Source organism: Nocardia sp. NPDC058658 (genome assembly GCF_042716665.1).
GTDB lineage: Bacteria > Actinomycetota > Actinomycetes > Mycobacteriales > Mycobacteriaceae > Nocardia.
In genome coordinates this window covers 112426-128797 of sequence record NZ_JBHXRR010000007.1, presented here as the reverse complement: position 1 = coordinate 128797, position 16372 = coordinate 112426, and the positions used below count along the sequence as shown (strand labels likewise).

General features: G+C 67.0%; 20 protein-coding genes. 7 read left to right on the top strand and 13 right to left on the bottom strand.

The features are described 5' to 3' along the window. Positions 1 to 22: 22 nt before the first annotated feature. The gene (locus tag ACFWUP_RS13740) at positions 23 to 649 is read right to left on the bottom strand and encodes a hypothetical protein (RefSeq protein WP_379234033.1); all 627 of its coding nucleotides are present in this window, start codon (positions 647 to 649) and stop codon (positions 23 to 25) included. 208 nt (positions 650 to 857) lie between these two features. Between ACFWUP_RS13740 and ACFWUP_RS13735 the strand changes: the two genes are divergently transcribed. After that, positions 858 to 2213: a serine/threonine-protein kinase gene (locus tag ACFWUP_RS13735; protein WP_379234031.1), complete on the top strand. Its 1356-nt coding sequence runs from the start codon at positions 858 to 860 to the stop codon at positions 2211 to 2213. Positions 2214 to 2272: 59 nt separating this feature from the next. Here the strand turns inward: ACFWUP_RS13735 and ACFWUP_RS13730 are convergent, their stop codons facing one another. The 4 genes from ACFWUP_RS13730 to pdxH form a co-directional block, all read right to left on the bottom strand. Next, positions 2273 to 2632 carry an FKBP-type peptidyl-prolyl cis-trans isomerase gene (locus ACFWUP_RS13730; protein ID WP_379234029.1) on the bottom strand — a complete coding sequence of 120 codons (360 nt, stop codon included), beginning with the start codon at positions 2630 to 2632 and terminating at the stop codon, positions 2273 to 2275. 64 nt (positions 2633 to 2696) lie between these two features. After that, complete coding sequence (locus ACFWUP_RS13725) at positions 2697 to 4010, bottom strand: citrate synthase (RefSeq protein WP_379234027.1); 1314 nt, start codon at positions 4008 to 4010, stop codon at positions 2697 to 2699. 282 nt (positions 4011 to 4292) lie between these two features. Beyond that, positions 4293 to 5576, bottom strand: coding sequence for an MFS transporter (locus tag ACFWUP_RS13720; protein WP_379234025.1), 1284 nt, complete (start codon positions 5574 to 5576; stop codon positions 4293 to 4295). 68 nt (positions 5577 to 5644) lie between these two features. Beyond that, positions 5645 to 6343: a pyridoxamine 5'-phosphate oxidase gene (gene pdxH, locus ACFWUP_RS13715; RefSeq protein ID WP_379234023.1), complete on the bottom strand. Its 699-nt coding sequence runs from the start codon at positions 6341 to 6343 to the stop codon at positions 5645 to 5647. Between the two features lie 124 nt (positions 6344 to 6467). Between pdxH and ACFWUP_RS13710 the strand changes: the two genes are divergently transcribed. Further along, positions 6468 to 7589, top strand: a complete 1122-nt coding sequence (locus ACFWUP_RS13710) for a citrate synthase 2 (RefSeq protein ID WP_379234021.1) — start codon at positions 6468 to 6470, stop codon at positions 7587 to 7589. A 95-nt stretch (positions 7590 to 7684) separates the two neighbouring features. Here the strand turns inward: ACFWUP_RS13710 and ACFWUP_RS13705 are convergent, their stop codons facing one another. Both ACFWUP_RS13705 and ACFWUP_RS13700 read right to left on the bottom strand, forming a co-directional pair. Further along, positions 7685 to 8029, bottom strand: a complete 345-nt coding sequence (locus ACFWUP_RS13705) for a type II toxin-antitoxin system VapC family toxin (RefSeq protein ID WP_379234019.1) — start codon at positions 8027 to 8029, stop codon at positions 7685 to 7687. 44 nt (positions 8030 to 8073) lie between these two features. Continuing rightward, positions 8074 to 8346, bottom strand: coding sequence for a type II toxin-antitoxin system VapB family antitoxin (locus ACFWUP_RS13700; protein ID WP_379234017.1), 273 nt, complete (start codon positions 8344 to 8346; stop codon positions 8074 to 8076). Positions 8347 to 8648: 302 nt separating this feature from the next. On the opposite strand from ACFWUP_RS13700, the gene ACFWUP_RS13695 reads away from it, so the two are divergent. Continuing rightward, on the top strand, positions 8649 to 9428 hold the full coding sequence (locus ACFWUP_RS13695; protein WP_379234015.1) for a polysaccharide deacetylase family protein: 780 nt from the start codon (positions 8649 to 8651) through the stop codon (positions 9426 to 9428). Positions 9429 to 9503: 75 nt separating this feature from the next. On the opposite strand, the gene ACFWUP_RS13690 is transcribed toward ACFWUP_RS13695, so the two are convergent. The 3 genes from ACFWUP_RS13690 to ACFWUP_RS13680 are packed head-to-tail and all read right to left on the bottom strand — an operon-like array spanning position 9504 to position 10904. Beyond that, positions 9504 to 9911 carry a type II toxin-antitoxin system VapC family toxin gene (locus ACFWUP_RS13690; protein WP_379234013.1) on the bottom strand — a complete coding sequence of 136 codons (408 nt, stop codon included), beginning with the start codon at positions 9909 to 9911 and terminating at the stop codon, positions 9504 to 9506. Continuing rightward, positions 9908 to 10225 (bottom strand): type II toxin-antitoxin system Phd/YefM family antitoxin, encoded by a 318-nt coding sequence (locus ACFWUP_RS13685; RefSeq protein WP_379234011.1) that lies wholly within the window; start codon positions 10223 to 10225, stop codon positions 9908 to 9910. Before ACFWUP_RS13685 ends, ACFWUP_RS13690 begins: the two co-directional genes overlap by 4 nt. A 46-nt stretch (positions 10226 to 10271) precedes the next feature. Beyond that, a complete protein-coding gene (locus tag ACFWUP_RS13680; protein ID WP_379234009.1) occupies positions 10272 to 10904 on the bottom strand; it encodes a hypothetical protein in 633 nt (210 codons plus the stop codon). 109 nt (positions 10905 to 11013) lie between these two features. Here ACFWUP_RS13680 and serC point away from each other — a divergent pair, with 109 nt between their 5' ends. The 3 genes from serC (at position 11014) to ACFWUP_RS13665 (ending at position 14374) form a co-directional block, all read left to right on the top strand. Beyond that, positions 11014 to 12135 carry a phosphoserine transaminase gene (gene serC / locus ACFWUP_RS13675; protein ID WP_056818606.1) on the top strand — a complete coding sequence of 374 codons (1122 nt, stop codon included), beginning with the start codon at positions 11014 to 11016 and terminating at the stop codon, positions 12133 to 12135. Between the two features lie 323 nt (positions 12136 to 12458). Then, a complete protein-coding gene (gene sepH, locus ACFWUP_RS13670; RefSeq protein WP_379234007.1) occupies positions 12459 to 13490 on the top strand; it encodes a septation protein SepH in 1032 nt (343 codons plus the stop codon). A gap of 155 nt (positions 13491 to 13645) precedes the next feature. Beyond that, positions 13646 to 14374, top strand: coding sequence for a DUF6928 family protein (locus tag ACFWUP_RS13665; protein WP_379234005.1), 729 nt, complete (start codon positions 13646 to 13648; stop codon positions 14372 to 14374). Between the two features lies 1 nt (position 14375). Here the strand turns inward: ACFWUP_RS13665 and ACFWUP_RS13660 are convergent, their stop codons facing one another. Both ACFWUP_RS13660 and ACFWUP_RS13655 read right to left on the bottom strand, forming a co-directional pair. After that, positions 14376 to 14675, bottom strand: coding sequence for a DUF2537 domain-containing protein (locus tag ACFWUP_RS13660; RefSeq protein ID WP_379234003.1), 300 nt, complete (start codon positions 14673 to 14675; stop codon positions 14376 to 14378). Beyond that, positions 14672 to 15475 carry a TrmH family RNA methyltransferase gene (locus ACFWUP_RS13655; protein ID WP_379234001.1) on the bottom strand — a complete coding sequence of 268 codons (804 nt, stop codon included), beginning with the start codon at positions 15473 to 15475 and terminating at the stop codon, positions 14672 to 14674. Before ACFWUP_RS13655 ends, ACFWUP_RS13660 begins: the two co-directional genes overlap by 4 nt. 25 nt (positions 15476 to 15500) lie before the next feature. On the opposite strand from ACFWUP_RS13655, the gene ACFWUP_RS13650 reads away from it, so the two are divergent. Beyond that, positions 15501 to 15896, top strand: a complete 396-nt coding sequence (locus ACFWUP_RS13650) for a YccF domain-containing protein (protein WP_379233999.1) — start codon at positions 15501 to 15503, stop codon at positions 15894 to 15896. Here the strand turns inward: ACFWUP_RS13650 and ACFWUP_RS13645 are convergent, their stop codons facing one another. After that, positions 15897 to 16334, bottom strand: coding sequence for a MarR family winged helix-turn-helix transcriptional regulator (locus ACFWUP_RS13645; protein WP_379233997.1), 438 nt, complete (start codon positions 16332 to 16334; stop codon positions 15897 to 15899). Between the last annotated feature and the right edge of the window lie 38 nt (positions 16335 to 16372).

The following is a 16372-nucleotide window of genomic DNA, read 5'->3' as shown; positions in this document are numbered from 1 at the left end:
CGGGCCGCAATGCTTTTCACGCTCAGGGCAGGACCTGCGGGATGATCTCCGGTGCGGCCAGGCCGACCACCGCGCCGATCAACGCGCCGACCAGTGCATTCGGCAGACCCACCAGGCCGACGCACGGCAGGTACAGGATCATCGTGGTGATCATCGGGATGCACACGACCGCGGCGACGATCGCGCCGATGCCCGCGCCGATGGCGGCGGCGTTCTGGACCGGGTCGGGGAATTGCGCAGTGGGCGTTGTGGCGATGGTCTTCAGCTCCGCGCTCGCCGCCTCGGTGGGCCGCGGTGTCACCGTCACACTTCGCCCGTCGGCGGCGATCTCGGTGGCGAGGGCGATCACATTGCCGCTGACCGTGGTGAACGAGGTCGGGATCTCCCCGATCGGCGCGCCGGTCGCCGACTCGACGACAACCCGGCTCGAGTCGGGCGCGAGCAGGAAGCGCCCCTCGTCGACCGAGGCGGACACGGTCCGCAGGTCCGGCGCGACGACCGTGCGGTAACCCTCCCCCGCACTGGCCAGCCCGGCCGCGTACTGCGTCTGCTGATCGGCCTCCGCCGAGCACACCCCGGCACCGGCGAGCCCCACCGCGACGGGCAGTGCCACCGCGAGCACGCGGCGAACAACCTTGTGTTGGAACATGATCGAGAATCTCCCTCCCGAAACTCCCGAAGAACCCGGCCCCGGGCGAATCGAACAAGTCACTGTCATGGACAACGCATTGGAAACGAATCACGCGGGAGCTCGGATCAGCCCCGTACCAGCGCCGTACATTACCGTCCGGCCTCGCGCACGGGTCGGGCAGGGCGTCGACAGACCCCGTATGCTTCGCCAGGGAAAGGGGGCGGGCATGACCGAAACAGGCTCCGGTACTGGGCTCTTCGCCGGATATCGAATCGAGCGGCGGCTCGGCGTCGGGGGAATGGGCGAGGTCTTCCTCGCGGCCGACCGTGACCTGCCGCGCTGGGTGGCACTGAAGGTGATCACCGCACCGGAGGCCGACACCTCGGGACTGCGGGCGCGATTCCTGCGCGAAGCCGACACCGCTGCGCAACTGAACCATCCGAACATCGTCACGGTGTACGCGCGTGGGCAGGAAGGCGACCGGCTGTGGATCGCGATGCAGTACGTCGAGGGCAGCGATGCCGCCGAACTCGTCCGGCGCGGGCCCCTTCCCGTCCCGCAGGCGGTGCACATCGTCACCCAGATCGCCAAGGCACTCGACTACGCCCATCAGCGCGGTGTGATCCACCGTGATGTGAAACCCGCCAATATCCTGCTCACCGGCGCCGACCAGGTCCTACTCGCCGATTTCGGCATCGCGAAGGCCACCGATCACACCGACGGACTCACACGCACCGGCGAGGTGATCACCAGCTTCCAGTACGCCGCGCCGGAGCTGTTCGATCACTCCGGCCCGGTCGATCACCGCACCGATGTGTACGCCCTCGGTTGCACGCTCTATCACCTGCTCACCGGCGCGCCCCCGTTCGCGGGCACCTCGCCCGCGCAGCTCATCCACGGCCATCTCGCGCAGCCGGTGCCACGGGCGAGTCACCATTTCCCGTGGGTACCCGCCGCGTTCGACGCCGTGCTGGCCCGTGCCCTCGCCAAGGATCCGGCCGCCCGTTTCCAGAGCTGTGGCGAACTCGCCGCGGCGGCCGTCGGCGCGATGTCCGGCGCCCGCCTTCCCGCACCGCGCCCGTCCCGCTCGCGACGCGGCCTGTGGCTCTCGCTCGGCGCGTTGGGCCTGGTCACGGCGCTCGGGGTCGCAACGGCCGCGGTGATCCTGCTGCGCGGTGAGTCCGCGGAGCCCGAGAATCCCATGGCCGCACAGGAAGCCGCGCGACTGGCCGCCTGCGAGTTCGGCCGCGTCATCGGCACCTATCACTACCAGGATATCGACAGCTACATCGCGACGGTGCGGGCCAAGTCCACCGGACCCTTCCTGGACGAATTCACCGGCAGCTCAGAGACTTTGAAGTCGGCAATGCAGAACACTCAGGTGTCCTCGACCATCGACGGGGAAGTGCAGTGTCTGTCCAAGTCCGGCGCGGACGCGGAGTTCCTGGTCGTCGACCTGCTCACGCAGAAGATGACGAGCCTGAACGCACCGGAGGGCAAGCAGCAGAAGATGACCATCGTGCTCACCATGCGCAAAGTCGGCGACCGCTGGTTGTGTGCCGAGCTCGAGACCGCGCAGTAGCCCGGAAACGACAACGGCCCGTGCTTCCCAGTGGAAGCACGGGCCGAAAGCTGTCCGGATCAGCCGGCGTTGAGCAGGTCGATCACGAAGACCAGGGTCTTGCCCGAGAGGGCGTGGCCCGAACCGGCGGGGCCGTAGGCCAGCTCCGGCGGGATGACCAGCTGACGGCGGCCGCCGACCTTCATGCCGGGGATGCCGTCCTGCCAGCCCTGGATCAGGCCGCGCAGCGGGAAGGTGATGGATTCGCCGCGGTCCCAGGAGGAGTCGAACTGCTCACCGTTGTCGAACTCGACGCCGACGTAGTGCACCTCGACGGTGCCGCCGGGCACCGCTTCCTTGCCTTCGCCCTCGATGAGGTCGGTAATGACGAGCTCGGTGGGCGCGGGGCCCTCCTGAAAGTCGATCTCCGGCTTGGTCATGCGGGCTATCCCCTTCGATAGATTGCGTTCACCAACAAAGTGTCCAACAGCAGCTGGGTCGAAACTAGCGGCTGCCGATTTCGTAGTAGTCACGCTCACCGTAGCCGGTGTAGATCTGACGCGGGCGCCCGATCTTCAACGGCTCGGAGTGCATTTCACGCCAGTGCGCGATCCAGCCCGGCAGGCGACCCATGGCGAACAGCACGGTGAACATGCGGGTCGGGAAGCCCATGGCGCGGTAGATGACGCCGGTGTAGAAGTCGACGTTCGGGTACAGGCGACGCGACACGAAGTAGTCGTCGGTCAGCGCGGCCTCTTCGAGCTGCTTGGCGATGTCGAGGAGCTGGTCGTCGCCACCGATCTTCGACAGGATCTTGTCGGCGGCCTGCTTGACCAGCGTCGCGCGCGGGTCGTAGTTGCGGTAGACGCGGTGCCCGAAGCCCATGAGCTTCACGCCGTCTTCCTTGTTCTTGACCTTGCGGATGAATTCCTTGACGTCGCCGCCGTTGGCCTTGATGTCGTCGAGCATCTCGAGCACGGCCTGGTTGGCGCCGCCGTGCAGCGGGCCCCAGAGCGCGTTGATGCCGCCGGACACCGAGGTGAACAGGTTGGCGTCGGAGGAGCCGACGAGGCGCACGGTCGAGGTGGAGCAGTTCTGCTCGTGGTCGGCGTGCAGGATCAGCAGCATGTCGAGCGCGGCGGCGACCTCGGGGTCGACCTCGTACGGCTCAGCCGGGAAGCCGAAGGTCATCCGCAGGAAGTTCTCGACCAGCGACAGCGAGTTGTCGGGGTAGAGGAACGGCTGACCGACCGACTTCTTGTACGAGTAGGCCGCGATGGTGGGCAGCTTCGCCAGCAGGCGAATGGTCGACAGTTCGACCTGCTCGGGATCGCGGGGATCCAGGGAGTCCTGGTAGTACGCCGACAACGCGTTCACCGCGGACGACAGCACCGGCATGGGGTGCGCGTTGCGCGGGAAGCCGTCGAAGAACCGCTTCAGGTCCTCGTGCAGCAGGGTGTGGCGACGGATGCGATCGGTGAAGTCGTCGAGCTGGGCCTGGGTGGGCAGCTCGCCGTAGATGAGCAGGTAGCTGACCTCGATGAAGGTCGAGCGCCCGGCCAGCTGGTCGATCGGGTAACCGCGGTAGCGCAGGATGCCCGCTTCACCGTCGATGTAGGTGATCGCCGACTTGGTCGACGCGGTGTTCATGAAACCGGGGTCATAGGTGACGTAACCGGTGCTGGCCAGCAGCTTGCCCAAGTCGAGCCCGTCGTTACCCTCCGCGGCCTTGGTGACCGAGATCGGGAACTCGCCACCGGGGTACTGCAGTACCGCCTTGGCGTCTTCGGTGACGTTGGTGATGTTCTCAGCGGGCACGGAAGGATCCCTCTCAGGCTAGTTGAGATTCTCGCCGAGCCCTGAAACCCGACGCCGAACCGTGCGCCGTCTGCGGTCGGCAGATGGCGCGCTTGGTGTAACGCTAACTGTTGTTCGGTCGAGACGAGCAATCAGGGTTGCCCTGCCCGCTCCTCACACCGACCGCGTGCGGTGGTGAGGTCGGAGACCTGCGCCGATCCCGTTTTCCGGACCGCTGTCCGGCCGGTATACCGCGCCGGAACGACTGCCGGGTTCGGTATTCGAATCAGGTTGCCGCACAACTCATTTCACAGCCGACGCGGAATGCGCGCGAGCCACCCGATATCGGACGAAGGCGGGGAAGGCCAGCGCGGCCAGCACCACCCCGATCACCACCAGTACGCCGCCACCGGCAGCAGCTACAGCAGTACCCATGCTCGCCGCCGCGAAACCGTGGGCAACATCACCGATCCGTGGCCCACCTGCAACTACCACGATGAACACGCCTTGCAGCCGCCCGCGCATCTCGTCGGTGGAGACATTGAGCAGCATGGCCGTGCGGAACGCCGCCGACACCATGTCGGCCGCCCCGCCGAGCGCCAGGCACGCCACCGCGATCCACAACCACACCCCGAGCCCGAACCAGCGCCCGGCCAAGCCAACCGCCAGCCCGAACCCCACCATCGTCACACCCCAGATCGCGATGCACACCAGCACCGCCAACCCCTGCCTGCGCACCCGCGGGATCCACCCGGAGAACACCCCGCCGAGCACCGACCCGACCGCCATCGCCGCGAACAGCAACCCGAGCGCCACCCCGCCTTCGGCCGGATCGTGGAAGGTCTCGTGCGCGATCTGCGGATACAGCGCGCGGGCCATCCCGAACACCATGGCGATCAGGTCGACGACGAACGAGGCGAGCAGGATGCGCTGCCCCGCGAGATAGCGGAAGCCGTCGAGCACGGTGCGCAGCCCGGCCCGGCGCTGTTCACCGGTCGGCGGGAACGTGGGTAACTGCCAGACCGCCCACAGCGTCGCGAGCAGGGCGATCGCATCGATCAGATACAACGTCGACAGCCCGATCACCGGGATCAGCAGCCCCGCCAGCACCGGCCCCGCGATCGCGCCGACATTGAACACCGTCATGCTCAACGAGCTGGCCGAAGCCATCTGCTCGGGCGGCAGCAACCGGGCGATCAAGGCGCTGCGCGTGGGCTGATTGACCGCGAAGAACGCCTGCTGAGTAGCGAACAACCCGAGGATGAGCCACACATTGTTCACCCCGAGCGCTGCCTGCGCCCAGAACGCCACCGCGGTCAGACCCGTACCCGCCGTGGTGATGACGAGCAGCTTGCGCCGGTCCATCACATCCGCGAGCGCCCCACCCCACAGCCCGAACACCACCAGTGGAACCAGTCCGAACAACCCCGCCAGCCCGACATAGCCGGAACTGCCGGTGATCTGAAAGATCTGCTGCGGCACCGCGACCACCGAGAGCTGCGCGCCGATGACGGTGACGATGTTAGTCGTCCACAACCTGCGATAGTCGCGGTTGCGCAGGGGTTCGGTGTCGGCGAGCAGCTTCACTCAGCGCAGATTAGCCACTACTCGGCGGTCATCCCATGTTTGCGCTCGGTGACATAAGCCACCTCTTGTTACGGCTGCAAACGTTCGACTGTTGTGTTCTCGCCGTCGATCCGCACCACCACGCGATTGTGCAGTCGGCCGCGCCTGCCCTGCCAGAACTCCACCTCGTCGGGACGCAGCAGGTACCCGCCCCAGAACGGCGGCACGGGGATGTCGTCCACGTCGGCGAATCGCGCCGTCACCTCGGCCAGTGTGCGATCGAGGTCCGCGCGCGAGGCCACCGGTCGCGACTGTTGCGACGCCCACGCACCCAATCGCGAATCCCGCGGTCGCTCGGCCCAGTAGGCCGCCGTCACCTCGGCCGACACCCGCTCGGTCACCCCGCGCACATGCACCTGCCTGGCCAGCGCGGGCCAGACGAAACTCGCGGCCGCGTACGGGTCGGCGGCGAGCTGGGTGCCCTTGGCCGATTCGTAGTTCGTATAGAAGGTGACGCCCTCGGGCGAGAGTCCCTTGCACAGGACCGTGCGCGCCACCGGGCGCGGGACCGGACCGGCGAGGGAGACCGTCGCGAGAACCATCGCGTTCGGCTCGGCGACGCCGAGGGTCCGCGCCTCGTCGATCCAGCGGCGCAGCAACGGTTCCCAGCCGTCGGCGACCCAGGTCGGATCCAGGTCCGCGTCGGCGGCGGGGACCGTCAGCGGGTCGCCGTAATCCACGCGCATCGTCGCCAGATCGGCCACCATTCGGGCACGGGGGTCTTCCATGTGGTCGACGGTACTGCAGGCGCCCGACCTCACAGCTCGACCATGCAGGGCCGGAGCTGCCGTCAGGCCTGGACGGGTCTATGGTCATCCACAGATCGGCATGCCCCTGCAAGGAGAGTCAACTGTGACCACCAGCGCGGTACCCCAGGATTTCGTCAGCGGATTGGAAGGCGTGGTCGCCTTCACCACCGATATCGCCGAGCCGGACAAGGACGGTGGCGCCCTACGATATCGGGGCGTCGACATCCAGGATCTGGTCGCCGACCGGGTGACTTTCGGTGATGTGTGGGCCCTGCTGGTCGACGGTGAGTTCGGTCGCGGGCTCCCGCCGGCCGAGCCGTTCCCGCTGCCGGTGCACACCGGTGACGTGCGCGTCGACGTGCAGGCGGGCCTGGCCATGCTCGCCCCGATCTGGGGCTACGAGCCGCTGCTCGACATCGACGACGAGACCGCCCGCGACAACCTTGCGCGCGCCTCGGTGATGGCGCTGTCGTACGTGGCGCAGTCCGCGCGCGGCATCTATCAGCCCGCCGTTCCGCAGCGCAAGATCGACGAGTGCGACACCGTCACCGAGCGCTTCATGACCCGCTGGAAGGGTGACCCGGACCCGCGCCACACCGAGGCCATCGACGCCTACTGGGTCTCGGCCGCCGAGCACGGCATGAACGCCTCCACCTTCACCGCCCGCGTCATCGCCTCCACCGGCGCCGACGTGGCCGCCTCGCTGTCGGGCGCGATCGGCGCCATGTCCGGCCCGCTGCACGGCGGCGCGCCCGCCCGCGTGCTCCCGATGATCGAAGCGGTCGAGAAGTCCGGTGACGCAAGGGCTTTGGTCAAGGGCATCCTGGACCGCAAAGAGAAGCTGATGGGCTTCGGCCACCGCGTCTACCGCGCCGAGGACCCCCGCGCCCGCGTGCTCCGCGCCACCGCCAAGCGCCTCGACGCCCCCCGCTACGAGGTGGCCGCCGCCCTCGAACAGGCGGCGCTGGCCGAACTGCGCGAACGCCGCCCCGACCGCGCCATCGAAACCAACGTCGAATTCTGGGCGGCGGTAATCCTCGACTTCGCCGAGGTCCCCGCCCACATGATGCCCGCCATGTTCACCTGCGGCCGCACCGCCGGTTGGTGCGCCCACATCCTCGAACAAAAGCAACTGGGCAAGCTCGTCCGCCCCGCCGCCATCTACACCGGCCCGGCCCCCCGCACCCCGGAAGAGGTTCCGGGCTGGTCCACCATCTCGCACTGACCGTACGACGACGGCAGTCCACGTCGGCCGGGTCCTGAAATCACCGCTGCCGCGGCGGTCACATTCCGTCGCGGCAGCGGTGTTCATGCGGCCGCTTACAGCTCGACCAGGTCCAAGTCGGTCTGGGCGAAGTCGTCGCCGATGCAGAGCAGCGGTTCGCCCGAGGACCAAGCCACGGCGTAGGTCAGGCAGTCACCGAAGTTCAACGCCGCCGGGTGTCTACCCTTCCCGAATCGGAGGAAGGCCGTTTGGGCTGCCCGCCAGTGCTCGGTGCCGAACGAAACGATCTCGAAGTCCCGTTCTTGCAGAAATGCCGCCAACAGCGGTTTGCCCAACGGGCCGAGCTTGTGAGTCAGGACGAGGCTCGTCTCGACCAGCGTGGGTGCACCGATTCGGCACACCGCGGCTTCGCCGATCTTGTGGCCGAGCTTTTCAGCCATGGGCTCGCCGAGGACGCACGCGACAATCGCTGAGCTGTCGATGATCACACCCCACCCGGCCCGTACCCGAGAATCTCCTCGCGCTCGGCCTTGGTGACGACTGCGCCGAACACCTCCCGGGGGATTTGCGGCCAGATCTGCGTCTGCAGAAAACCGACGAATGCGGCGCCACCATCCCGATGACCGGCCGGGCGGCCGAGCCGTTCGAGCTGATCGTGCAAGGCCGCGCGAACGGCCGCGGTCTTGCTCATTCCGGTACGCGCGGCCAACTCCGCCGCTAGCCGTTCCGCTTCGGGGTCTTTGATGTTCAGCGCCATGGTGTAATGGTACCAAAATGGAGGAATACGCGAACAGCACTCGCGTCCGACCCGATACCTGGATCGGGTTCACTGCCAGCTACTTGCATTATCTAACGATTCACCTGCGAGAACGTGTTCGAATCGCGGACGGATCGGGTCGGCGATAACATCCCAGCGAACACGCTCACGATCCCGGTGAGCGCTCTCGCGAGGGGTTGATTGTGGACAGTCATGGTTTGTCGCGGCGTCGAATGCTCGGCGTGTGCGCCGCGATCACGGCCGGGTTTGCCACGGGATGTACTGCGGCACATGGGGATTCGGTGGTATCCAATGCCACGACTCGCACCTCACCGCAGCCCGTCGCACCGGTCAGCGCGAGCCCGATCGCCACTCCGGAGGCAGCGCCTGCCTTCTCCCCCGTGCAGGTAGCGGCCCGCTACGCGGGGACGACCCCGCATCAATGGGGTGTGGATTTGCCCGGAATCACCAGTAGCTTCCCCTCGGTCGGCAAACAGTTCGCGCTCACGTTCGACGCGTGTGGTGGGCATGGGAACAGTGGCATCGACCAGGCGTTGATCGACTTCCTGATCGCCGAGCAGGTCCCGGCCACCCTGTTCCTCAACAAGCGGTGGGTCGATGCGGATCCGGCTCGGGTGCAACTACTGGGCGCGAATCCCCTTTTCGAGCTGGCCAACCACGGCTCCGCGCACAAACCGCTCTCGGTCACGGGTCGTTCCGCGTACCAGATCCGGGGCACCGCTTCGGCCGAGGAGGCCGCGTACGAGGTGTGGGACAACCATCAGCGGATCACCGAACTCACCGGTCGCGCGCCGCGCTTCTTTCGCACCGGCACCGCCCATTACGACGAAGTGGCGGTCGCGATCGTCAACGAATTGGGCGAGACCCCACTGGGTTTCACCGTGAACGCCGACTTCGGCGCCACCGCCTCGGCCACCCAGGTCCAACGCGCGATGAGCGCGGCCACACCGGGCGGAATCGCCCTGGCCCACATGCACCGCCCGAATTCCGGCACCGCGGCAGGCATGGCAGCCGCCATCCCAGCCTTACGCGCAGCCGGCTTCACCTTCGTCCACCTGTAGGTTCACCGCCGAGCACGGCCCGATGCTCATGTCGGCAAGCGACTTTGCCGTCGGTACACGACCCGCCCAGACGGATCACGATGGTGCCACGACGGGCAGACCGCTCTGCGCGGCGAGGGCGGCCAGCCGCTTGTCGTAGGTGACGAAATGCGCGAGGGCTGAACCCAGTTCGAGTGCGGCCGCTACATGGATGGCGTCGAGTGAACGCAGCGTGGTTCCGGGGGAGAGCTGGCCGGCTTTGTCGTAGACCGCGTTGGTCAAGGTTACGTGGGAGCAACGTTGCAACCATTGGTCGGCGCGGAGGTGCGCGTCAGGATGGGCACCACACGCATGGAGTCCACGGCGTACTTCGGTGCGCGATAGCTGGCTGGTGATCTGCCTGTCCGGCGATTGTTTGACGAGCCACTCCTCCAAGGCTTCGGACTCGACCTCGTCCTTGAACAACTTGATGGCTGCGCAGCTATCCAGGTACAGGAACTTCACCGCGTGTGCTCGTCACGGAGGGCGATGATCGCTTCACTGCCCAGCCTGGTCCCTGGTGGGGACGGTTCTCGTGGGATTCCGGCGGTGTCTTGACCTGTGGGGAGTTGATCGAGAATCGCAGGGTCCAAGACTCCGTTGGCGATGGCCTGTTCGATGGCTTCCTCGGCGGGGTCCGGCGGAAGAATTCGCCCGACAGTCTCGCCGTGGCGGGTGACGGTGAAGTGCTGTCCGTGACGGGCTCGGTCGAACACGTCGGCAGCGTTGCGCTGCAGCTCACGGATGGTGATCCGCGTGTCTGACAATGGCTCGTTCATGTCTGACATGATACGCGAATGCCTGACATCACCCAACCCGTCGAGGTCAGAGCGCGCCGAAATCGATCGCGACGGATGCTCCACGGTCGACGGTGAAGAACGCTGCTTCCAACCGGGTTCCGAGTTCGATCTGCCCGACCGCCGACAGTGGGACCGGTTGGATCAATCGCACCCGCCATGGCAAGGACTCATCCCATGCCCGCATCTCTAGATCGAGCCGCAACACCGGGTCGTCGCGCCCGGTGTAGTCGGCCGCGATCGGGGCGACCGCGAGCACGGTCGCCTCAGCTCGTCGACCGTTGGCCAGGATCTTGGCTGCGGCCTTACGCCCGGACTCCGCGATCTCGGGGACGAACAGCACCACCCGCTCCCGATCCCCCGGATCGACCCGGCACCCGACCACGTCGCCGGCCTGCATCCACTCCAGATCCTGGCTACGAACCCGCTGCCGGACCCGCGCGTCGTAGGCCAACTCGCCGGGCACCGAGACCCGCACGCTGAACCGGTACCCGCCCTCGCCGCGCCGAGTCCGCACCGACAGCACGCTCGCCGTCGCGGGCAAGCCCCTGATCAGCAATTCCCGTCGCGCCCCCTCCGACAGCAACCCGGGCCGCCGCCCGAATGCCCACACCCATCGGTCGAGCATCGTCCGCCCGGAGTCGACCGCAGCAAGGCTCATAGCAGGAGAGTAATGCGAAGTGGCTGTCGGTAAGGGCAAATTCCCCGCACTCCCGCACAGCGCCACCCACCCCGACCGTCGTCATCCGCCCACCACTAAACTCCCCCGTATGACCAGTGCGTTCCCGACCATTCCCGCCGACCTCAAGCCCGCCGACGGACGGTTCGGCTGCGGCCCGTCCAAGGTCCGCCCGGAGCAGCTGCAGTCCCTGGTGACTGTCGGCGCCTCGGTGTTCGGTACCTCGCACCGCCAGAAGCCGGTCAAGGACGTTGTCGCGCGCGTGCGCAACGGCCTGCGTGAGCTGTTCTCCCTGCCCGACGGCTACGAGGTCGTGCTGGGCAACGGTGGCACTACCGCGTTCTGGGATGCCGCCGCGTTCGGCCTGATCCGTGAGCGTTCGCTGCACCTGACCAACGGTGAGTTCTCCTCGAAGTTCGCCTCGGTCGCCAAGGGCAACCCCTTCATCGGTGACCCGATCGTGGTCAAGGCCGAGCCGGGCAGCGCGCCCGAGCCCGTGTCGGACCCGAGCGTCGACCTCATCGGCTGGGCCCACAACGAGACCTCCACCGGTGTGTCCATCCCGGTGTCGCGTCCGGTCGGTTCGGAGAACGCCCTGATCGCCATCGACGCCACCTCCGGCGCGGGCGGTCTGCCGGTGAACATCGCCGACTCCGACGTGTACTACTTCGCCCCGCAGAAGTGCTTCGCCGCCGACGGTGGCCTGTGGATCGCGATCATGAGCCCGGCCGCGCTGGCCCGCGTCGCCGAGATCAAGGAGTCGGGTCGCTGGACCCCGGAGTTCCTTTCGCTGCCGATCGCGGTCGACAACTCCTCCAAAGACCAGACCTACAACACCCCGGCGCTGGCCACCCTGCTGCTGTTCGCCGATCAGATCGAGTGGATGAACGCCAACGGCGGCCTGGACTGGACCGTGAAGCGCACCCTGGATTCGTCCTCGCGCCTGTACTCGTGGGCCGAGTCGAGCTCCTTCGCCACCCCGTACGTGTCGAACCCGGCGCACCGCTCGCAGGTCGTCGGCACCATCGACTTCGACGACGCGGTCGACGCCGCCCAGGTCGCCAAGATCCTGCGCGCCAACGGCATCGTCGACACCGAGCCCTACCGCAAGCTGGGCCGTAACCAGCTGCGCGTCGGCATGTTCCCTGCCATCGATCCGGAAGATGTTTCGCAGCTGACCCGTTCGATCGATTGGGTCGTCGGCCAGCTCTGAGATAAGACCGACATCGGCCGGTGTGCGGTGAACTTTTTACAGTTCGCGCACACCGGCCTTGTCTTGTCCGACAAGGCACACATTCGCAATATTCGCCGTGTTTCGACAGATCTCGGTGCCGATATTTGATGTTGATCTATCACCAAAACCCCTGCACACAAGCGGAATTCGTGCGGTGAGCCGATCAGATTAGCCCCCTGGGCACCCGTCGCGCGCGATTTAAGTCGTGCGTGTCTGCTGCGGTGGCCAAGTAGTGTGCACTACTGTCAAGGAAAGTGGGCGGTGTCCTAAGCAGACGGAGCCGACGCGATTGGGAGGTAACGGTGCGTGAACTTCGAGTGATCGGGGTGACGCCCGACTCCACGGCGATCGTGTGCAGCGATACCGAGTCCGGCACCAAGTTCCGGCTGCCCGCCGACGACAAGCTCCGCGCCGCCGCTCGCGGCGACCTCGCACGATTCGGCCAGATCGAAATCGAAACGGAGGCGACTATGCGTCCTCGCGATATTCAGGCCCGTATTCGCGCTGGAGCGTCCGTCGAGCAGGTCACGGCAGAGTCCGGTATGCCGGAATCCAAAGTCGAACGTTTCGCCTACCCCGTTCTGCTCGAGCGCGCTCGCGCCGCGGAACTGGCGCAGAAGGCGCATCCGGTGCGCCCCGACGGCCCGGCGGTGGAGACGCTGCACGAGATCGTCACCGCGGCTTTCGCCGAGCGCGGCCACACCATCGAACAGGCCGAGTGGGATGCCTGGAAAGACGAAAAGGGTTTCTGGGTCGCCCAATTGCAGTGGCGGCACGGTCACTCCGAGATCGCCGCGCACTGGCGCTACCAGCCCGATGCGCACGGCGGCTCGGTGTCCCCGCTCGACGATCCGGCCAACGACCTGATCGATCCCGACTTCGGCCGGGCCCTGCGTGGGCTGGCGACGATCCTGCCGACGCCGGTTCCGGCCGCGTCGCCGGTGATCGAACCGCCGACGCCGGTGGAGCCGCGTCCGCGCGAGCAGATCGCCGCGCCTTCGGCCCGCCCGCAGAGTCGTCCGGCACCGAACGTGGACGAGTACTACGAGCAGCGTCAGGTCGCGGCAGGCGGTGGGACGGCGGCGATTCCGTCCGCACCCATCCCCACGGCGGCCCCGATCCCCGCTGCCACCCCGAAGCCTGCGAACCCGATGCCCACCGCTCCGGTGCCGACCGCGCCTGCCGCGCCTCAGCCTGCTGCGCAGCAGGACAAGCCCGCGGAGGAGCCAGCGGCCGAGAAGCCTGCGCCGAAGCCCGCACGGACGAAGCGTGGCAAGGCGCCGATGCCGTCGTGGGAAGACGTCTTACTCGGCGTCCGCAGCTCCGGCAACTGACGTACGCCCATGTATCCCGCAGGTACATGGGTAACTCACCGGGTACGAGCCAACTCGCCCACTAGCGAACCGCCGGACGCCTCGATCGCCAACCCCGCGCCTGGGTCTGGCTCGAATACCCGGAGAGGCGGAACAGCTGATGGAGGTGTAGCCCTATGGCAGCTTCTACGATCTGGTACGTCGATACGGCGGATCCTGTTGCGGTGCTTCGAGGTCAGGTCGAGTCCGATCCTGTGGCGGCGGCTGCGTTGGCCGGGCAGTTGTACGAAGACCACGATGTCCGTCCGCACATGGTCGGGACGCTGGCGGGGTGTGCGGCGCCGGATCGGGACGAGGTCTATATCGGGTGTTATCCCGGGCTGACCGTGGTGTGTACCGCCGAGGCCGCGCTGGTGCGGCCGACGAAACTGCCTGATCTGCTGGTCCGTCCGCTCGCTTCCGAGCACACCTATCTCGTGTCCTTCGACCAGAAATTGCATTGGGGTGCGTTCGCGCATTGGGAGCGTGGCGAATTCCGGCGCTCGTTCAGTTCCACCCGGGTCGATATCGTCGAGAACGAGGGGCTGCCGATGGTGTGGGAGCGGACGTTCTGGGCCGGTGAGCATCCGGTGCCGTGGCGGGGCGGGGAACATCCCGCACCGCAGTCGCTGCCTTTCGACCCGCCGGATTTCGCCGACGCCGCCAATGACCAGTGGCTCGGTTTCCGCTACCTGGCTGCTCCGGATGGGCTCTCCCCCGGCGATCTGGCTGTCTGCGGGTTCACGCTGTATCCGAAAGGCCAGGCGCCCGAGCAGAAGCACGCGCTGATGGGTCGGCCGGGTGCGGCGACGCGACGCAAGCGCGGACTCTTCGGGTGGCTGCGCGGTGCCGACCGGGTGCGGTGAATCAGCCGAGCACGTAAACGATCGCGGCGATCCAACCGAGCACCACCGCCGCGACCGCACCGGCCAGCACCCACCGCACCACCGGCGTGTACCGCCACCGCCACGCCGTCGGCGCCACCCCGACCGCGGCCACCACGTTCACCCCGATCGCCAGCAGCGGATTGACCGCGGCCAGCGCGCAGCCGAAGGCATATACCGCCACCGCGCCGAGTAGCGCGACCAACACCGCGACGGTGCCGCCCGCCACCCACGGCACCGAATCCGCTTGCGCCCGATAGGGTCCCTCGCATTCCTGGCTCATGACGTGCGCACGCGTTCGTAGAAGGCCATCGCCGCCGCGGTTGCCACGTTGAGCGAATCGGTGCCGGGCGACATCGGAATCCGCGCGCGAATATCGGTGGCGCGCATGGCTTCTTCGGTCAAGCCTGGCCCTTCCGCACCGAGCAGCAGTGCCACCTTCTCCCCCGTCATCGCCGTCGCGAGATTCACCGCGTCGGGATTCGGAGTCAGCGCGATGATCTGAAAGCCTCTGTCCCGCAGCAGATCAAGACCGCCCGGCCATTGCGGTAGTTGTGCGAACGGCACCCGCAACACGTGCCCCATCGACACCCGCACCGCCCGCCGATACAGCGGATCGGAGCACCGGTCGCCGAACAGCACCGCGTCGGCACCCAGCCCCGCCGCATTGCGGAACATCGAACCCAGGTTCTCGTGATCGTTGACGCCCTCCAGCACCGCCACCGTGCGCGCCCCGTCGAGCACCTCGTCGACGGTGAGTTCGGCCGGCCGCGGCGCCACGGCGAGTACCCCGCGATTGAGGTGGAAGCCGACAACCTCGGCCATCACCTCCGCGCTCGCCCGGTAGTACGGCAGCTCGCGATCGGCGAGGTCGTCGGCCAACGTCTCGAAACGTTTTCCGACGCCGAGCAGCGCGCTCGGCGTGAAACGCGAGTCGAGCATCCGCTGCACGACCACCACGCCCTCGGCGATGACCAGGCCTTTCCGGCCCGGCAGGTCCGGCCTGCGGTCGGCATTGGACAGGTCACGGAAGTCGTCGACGCGCGGGTCGGCGGGGTCGTCGATATCGATCACTTCGGCCACCGGATAATCCTGGCATGCTGGAGACATGAAGATTGTCCAGTTGATCTTGAACGTGCTCTGGGTGGTGCTGTGCGGGTTCTGGATGGCGCTGGGGTACCTGCTCGCGGCGCTGATCTGTTTCATCCTGATCATCACCATCCCGTTCGGAATAGCGTCGCTACGGCTGGCCGGGTACGTGCTGTGGCCGTTCGGTCGCACCGTGGTCGACAAGCCGAGCGCGGGCGCGGGCTCGCTGATCGGCAACGTGATCTGGTTCATTTTCGCGGGCTGGTGGCTGGCGTTGGGTCACGTGTTCACCAGCATCGCGCTGGCGGTGACGATCATCGGTCTGCCGTTCGCCTGGGCGAACCTCAAGCTGGTGCCGCTGTCACTGTTCCCGCTCGGCCACGATGTGGTGTCGTCCGATGATGCCAGGGCCTGATCACTCCGATTCGGCGACGATCTGATTCATGATGCCGACGGCTTCGTCGAGCACCGCGATCTGCTCCGGGCGCAGGCAGGCGAGCCTGCCGGTCATCCACACCTCGCGGGCATTGGTCTCGTCGGCGATCAGCGCGCGACCGGCGGGCGAGAGCGAGACGATGATCTGTCTGCCGTCGGTCGGGTGCGGACGGCGTTGAACCAGGTCGAGGTCGGCGAGCGAGGCGATGACCCTGGTCATCGACGGCGGTTGCACGCGTTCTTTGCCTGCCAGCGCGCCGGGCGTCATGGCGCCATCACGAGCCAGCGTCGCTAAAGCCGACAGCTGAGTAAGCGAGATCTGCGCATCGGAACGGCGTCCGCGCAGGTGTCTCGTGAGCCGCACGACGGCCAGTGAAAGGTCACCGGCCAGGGCGCGGACGTCCGATGGCGTTGTCACAGTGCAGAACTCTACGGTAAGTCCGGCTGTGCTGATGG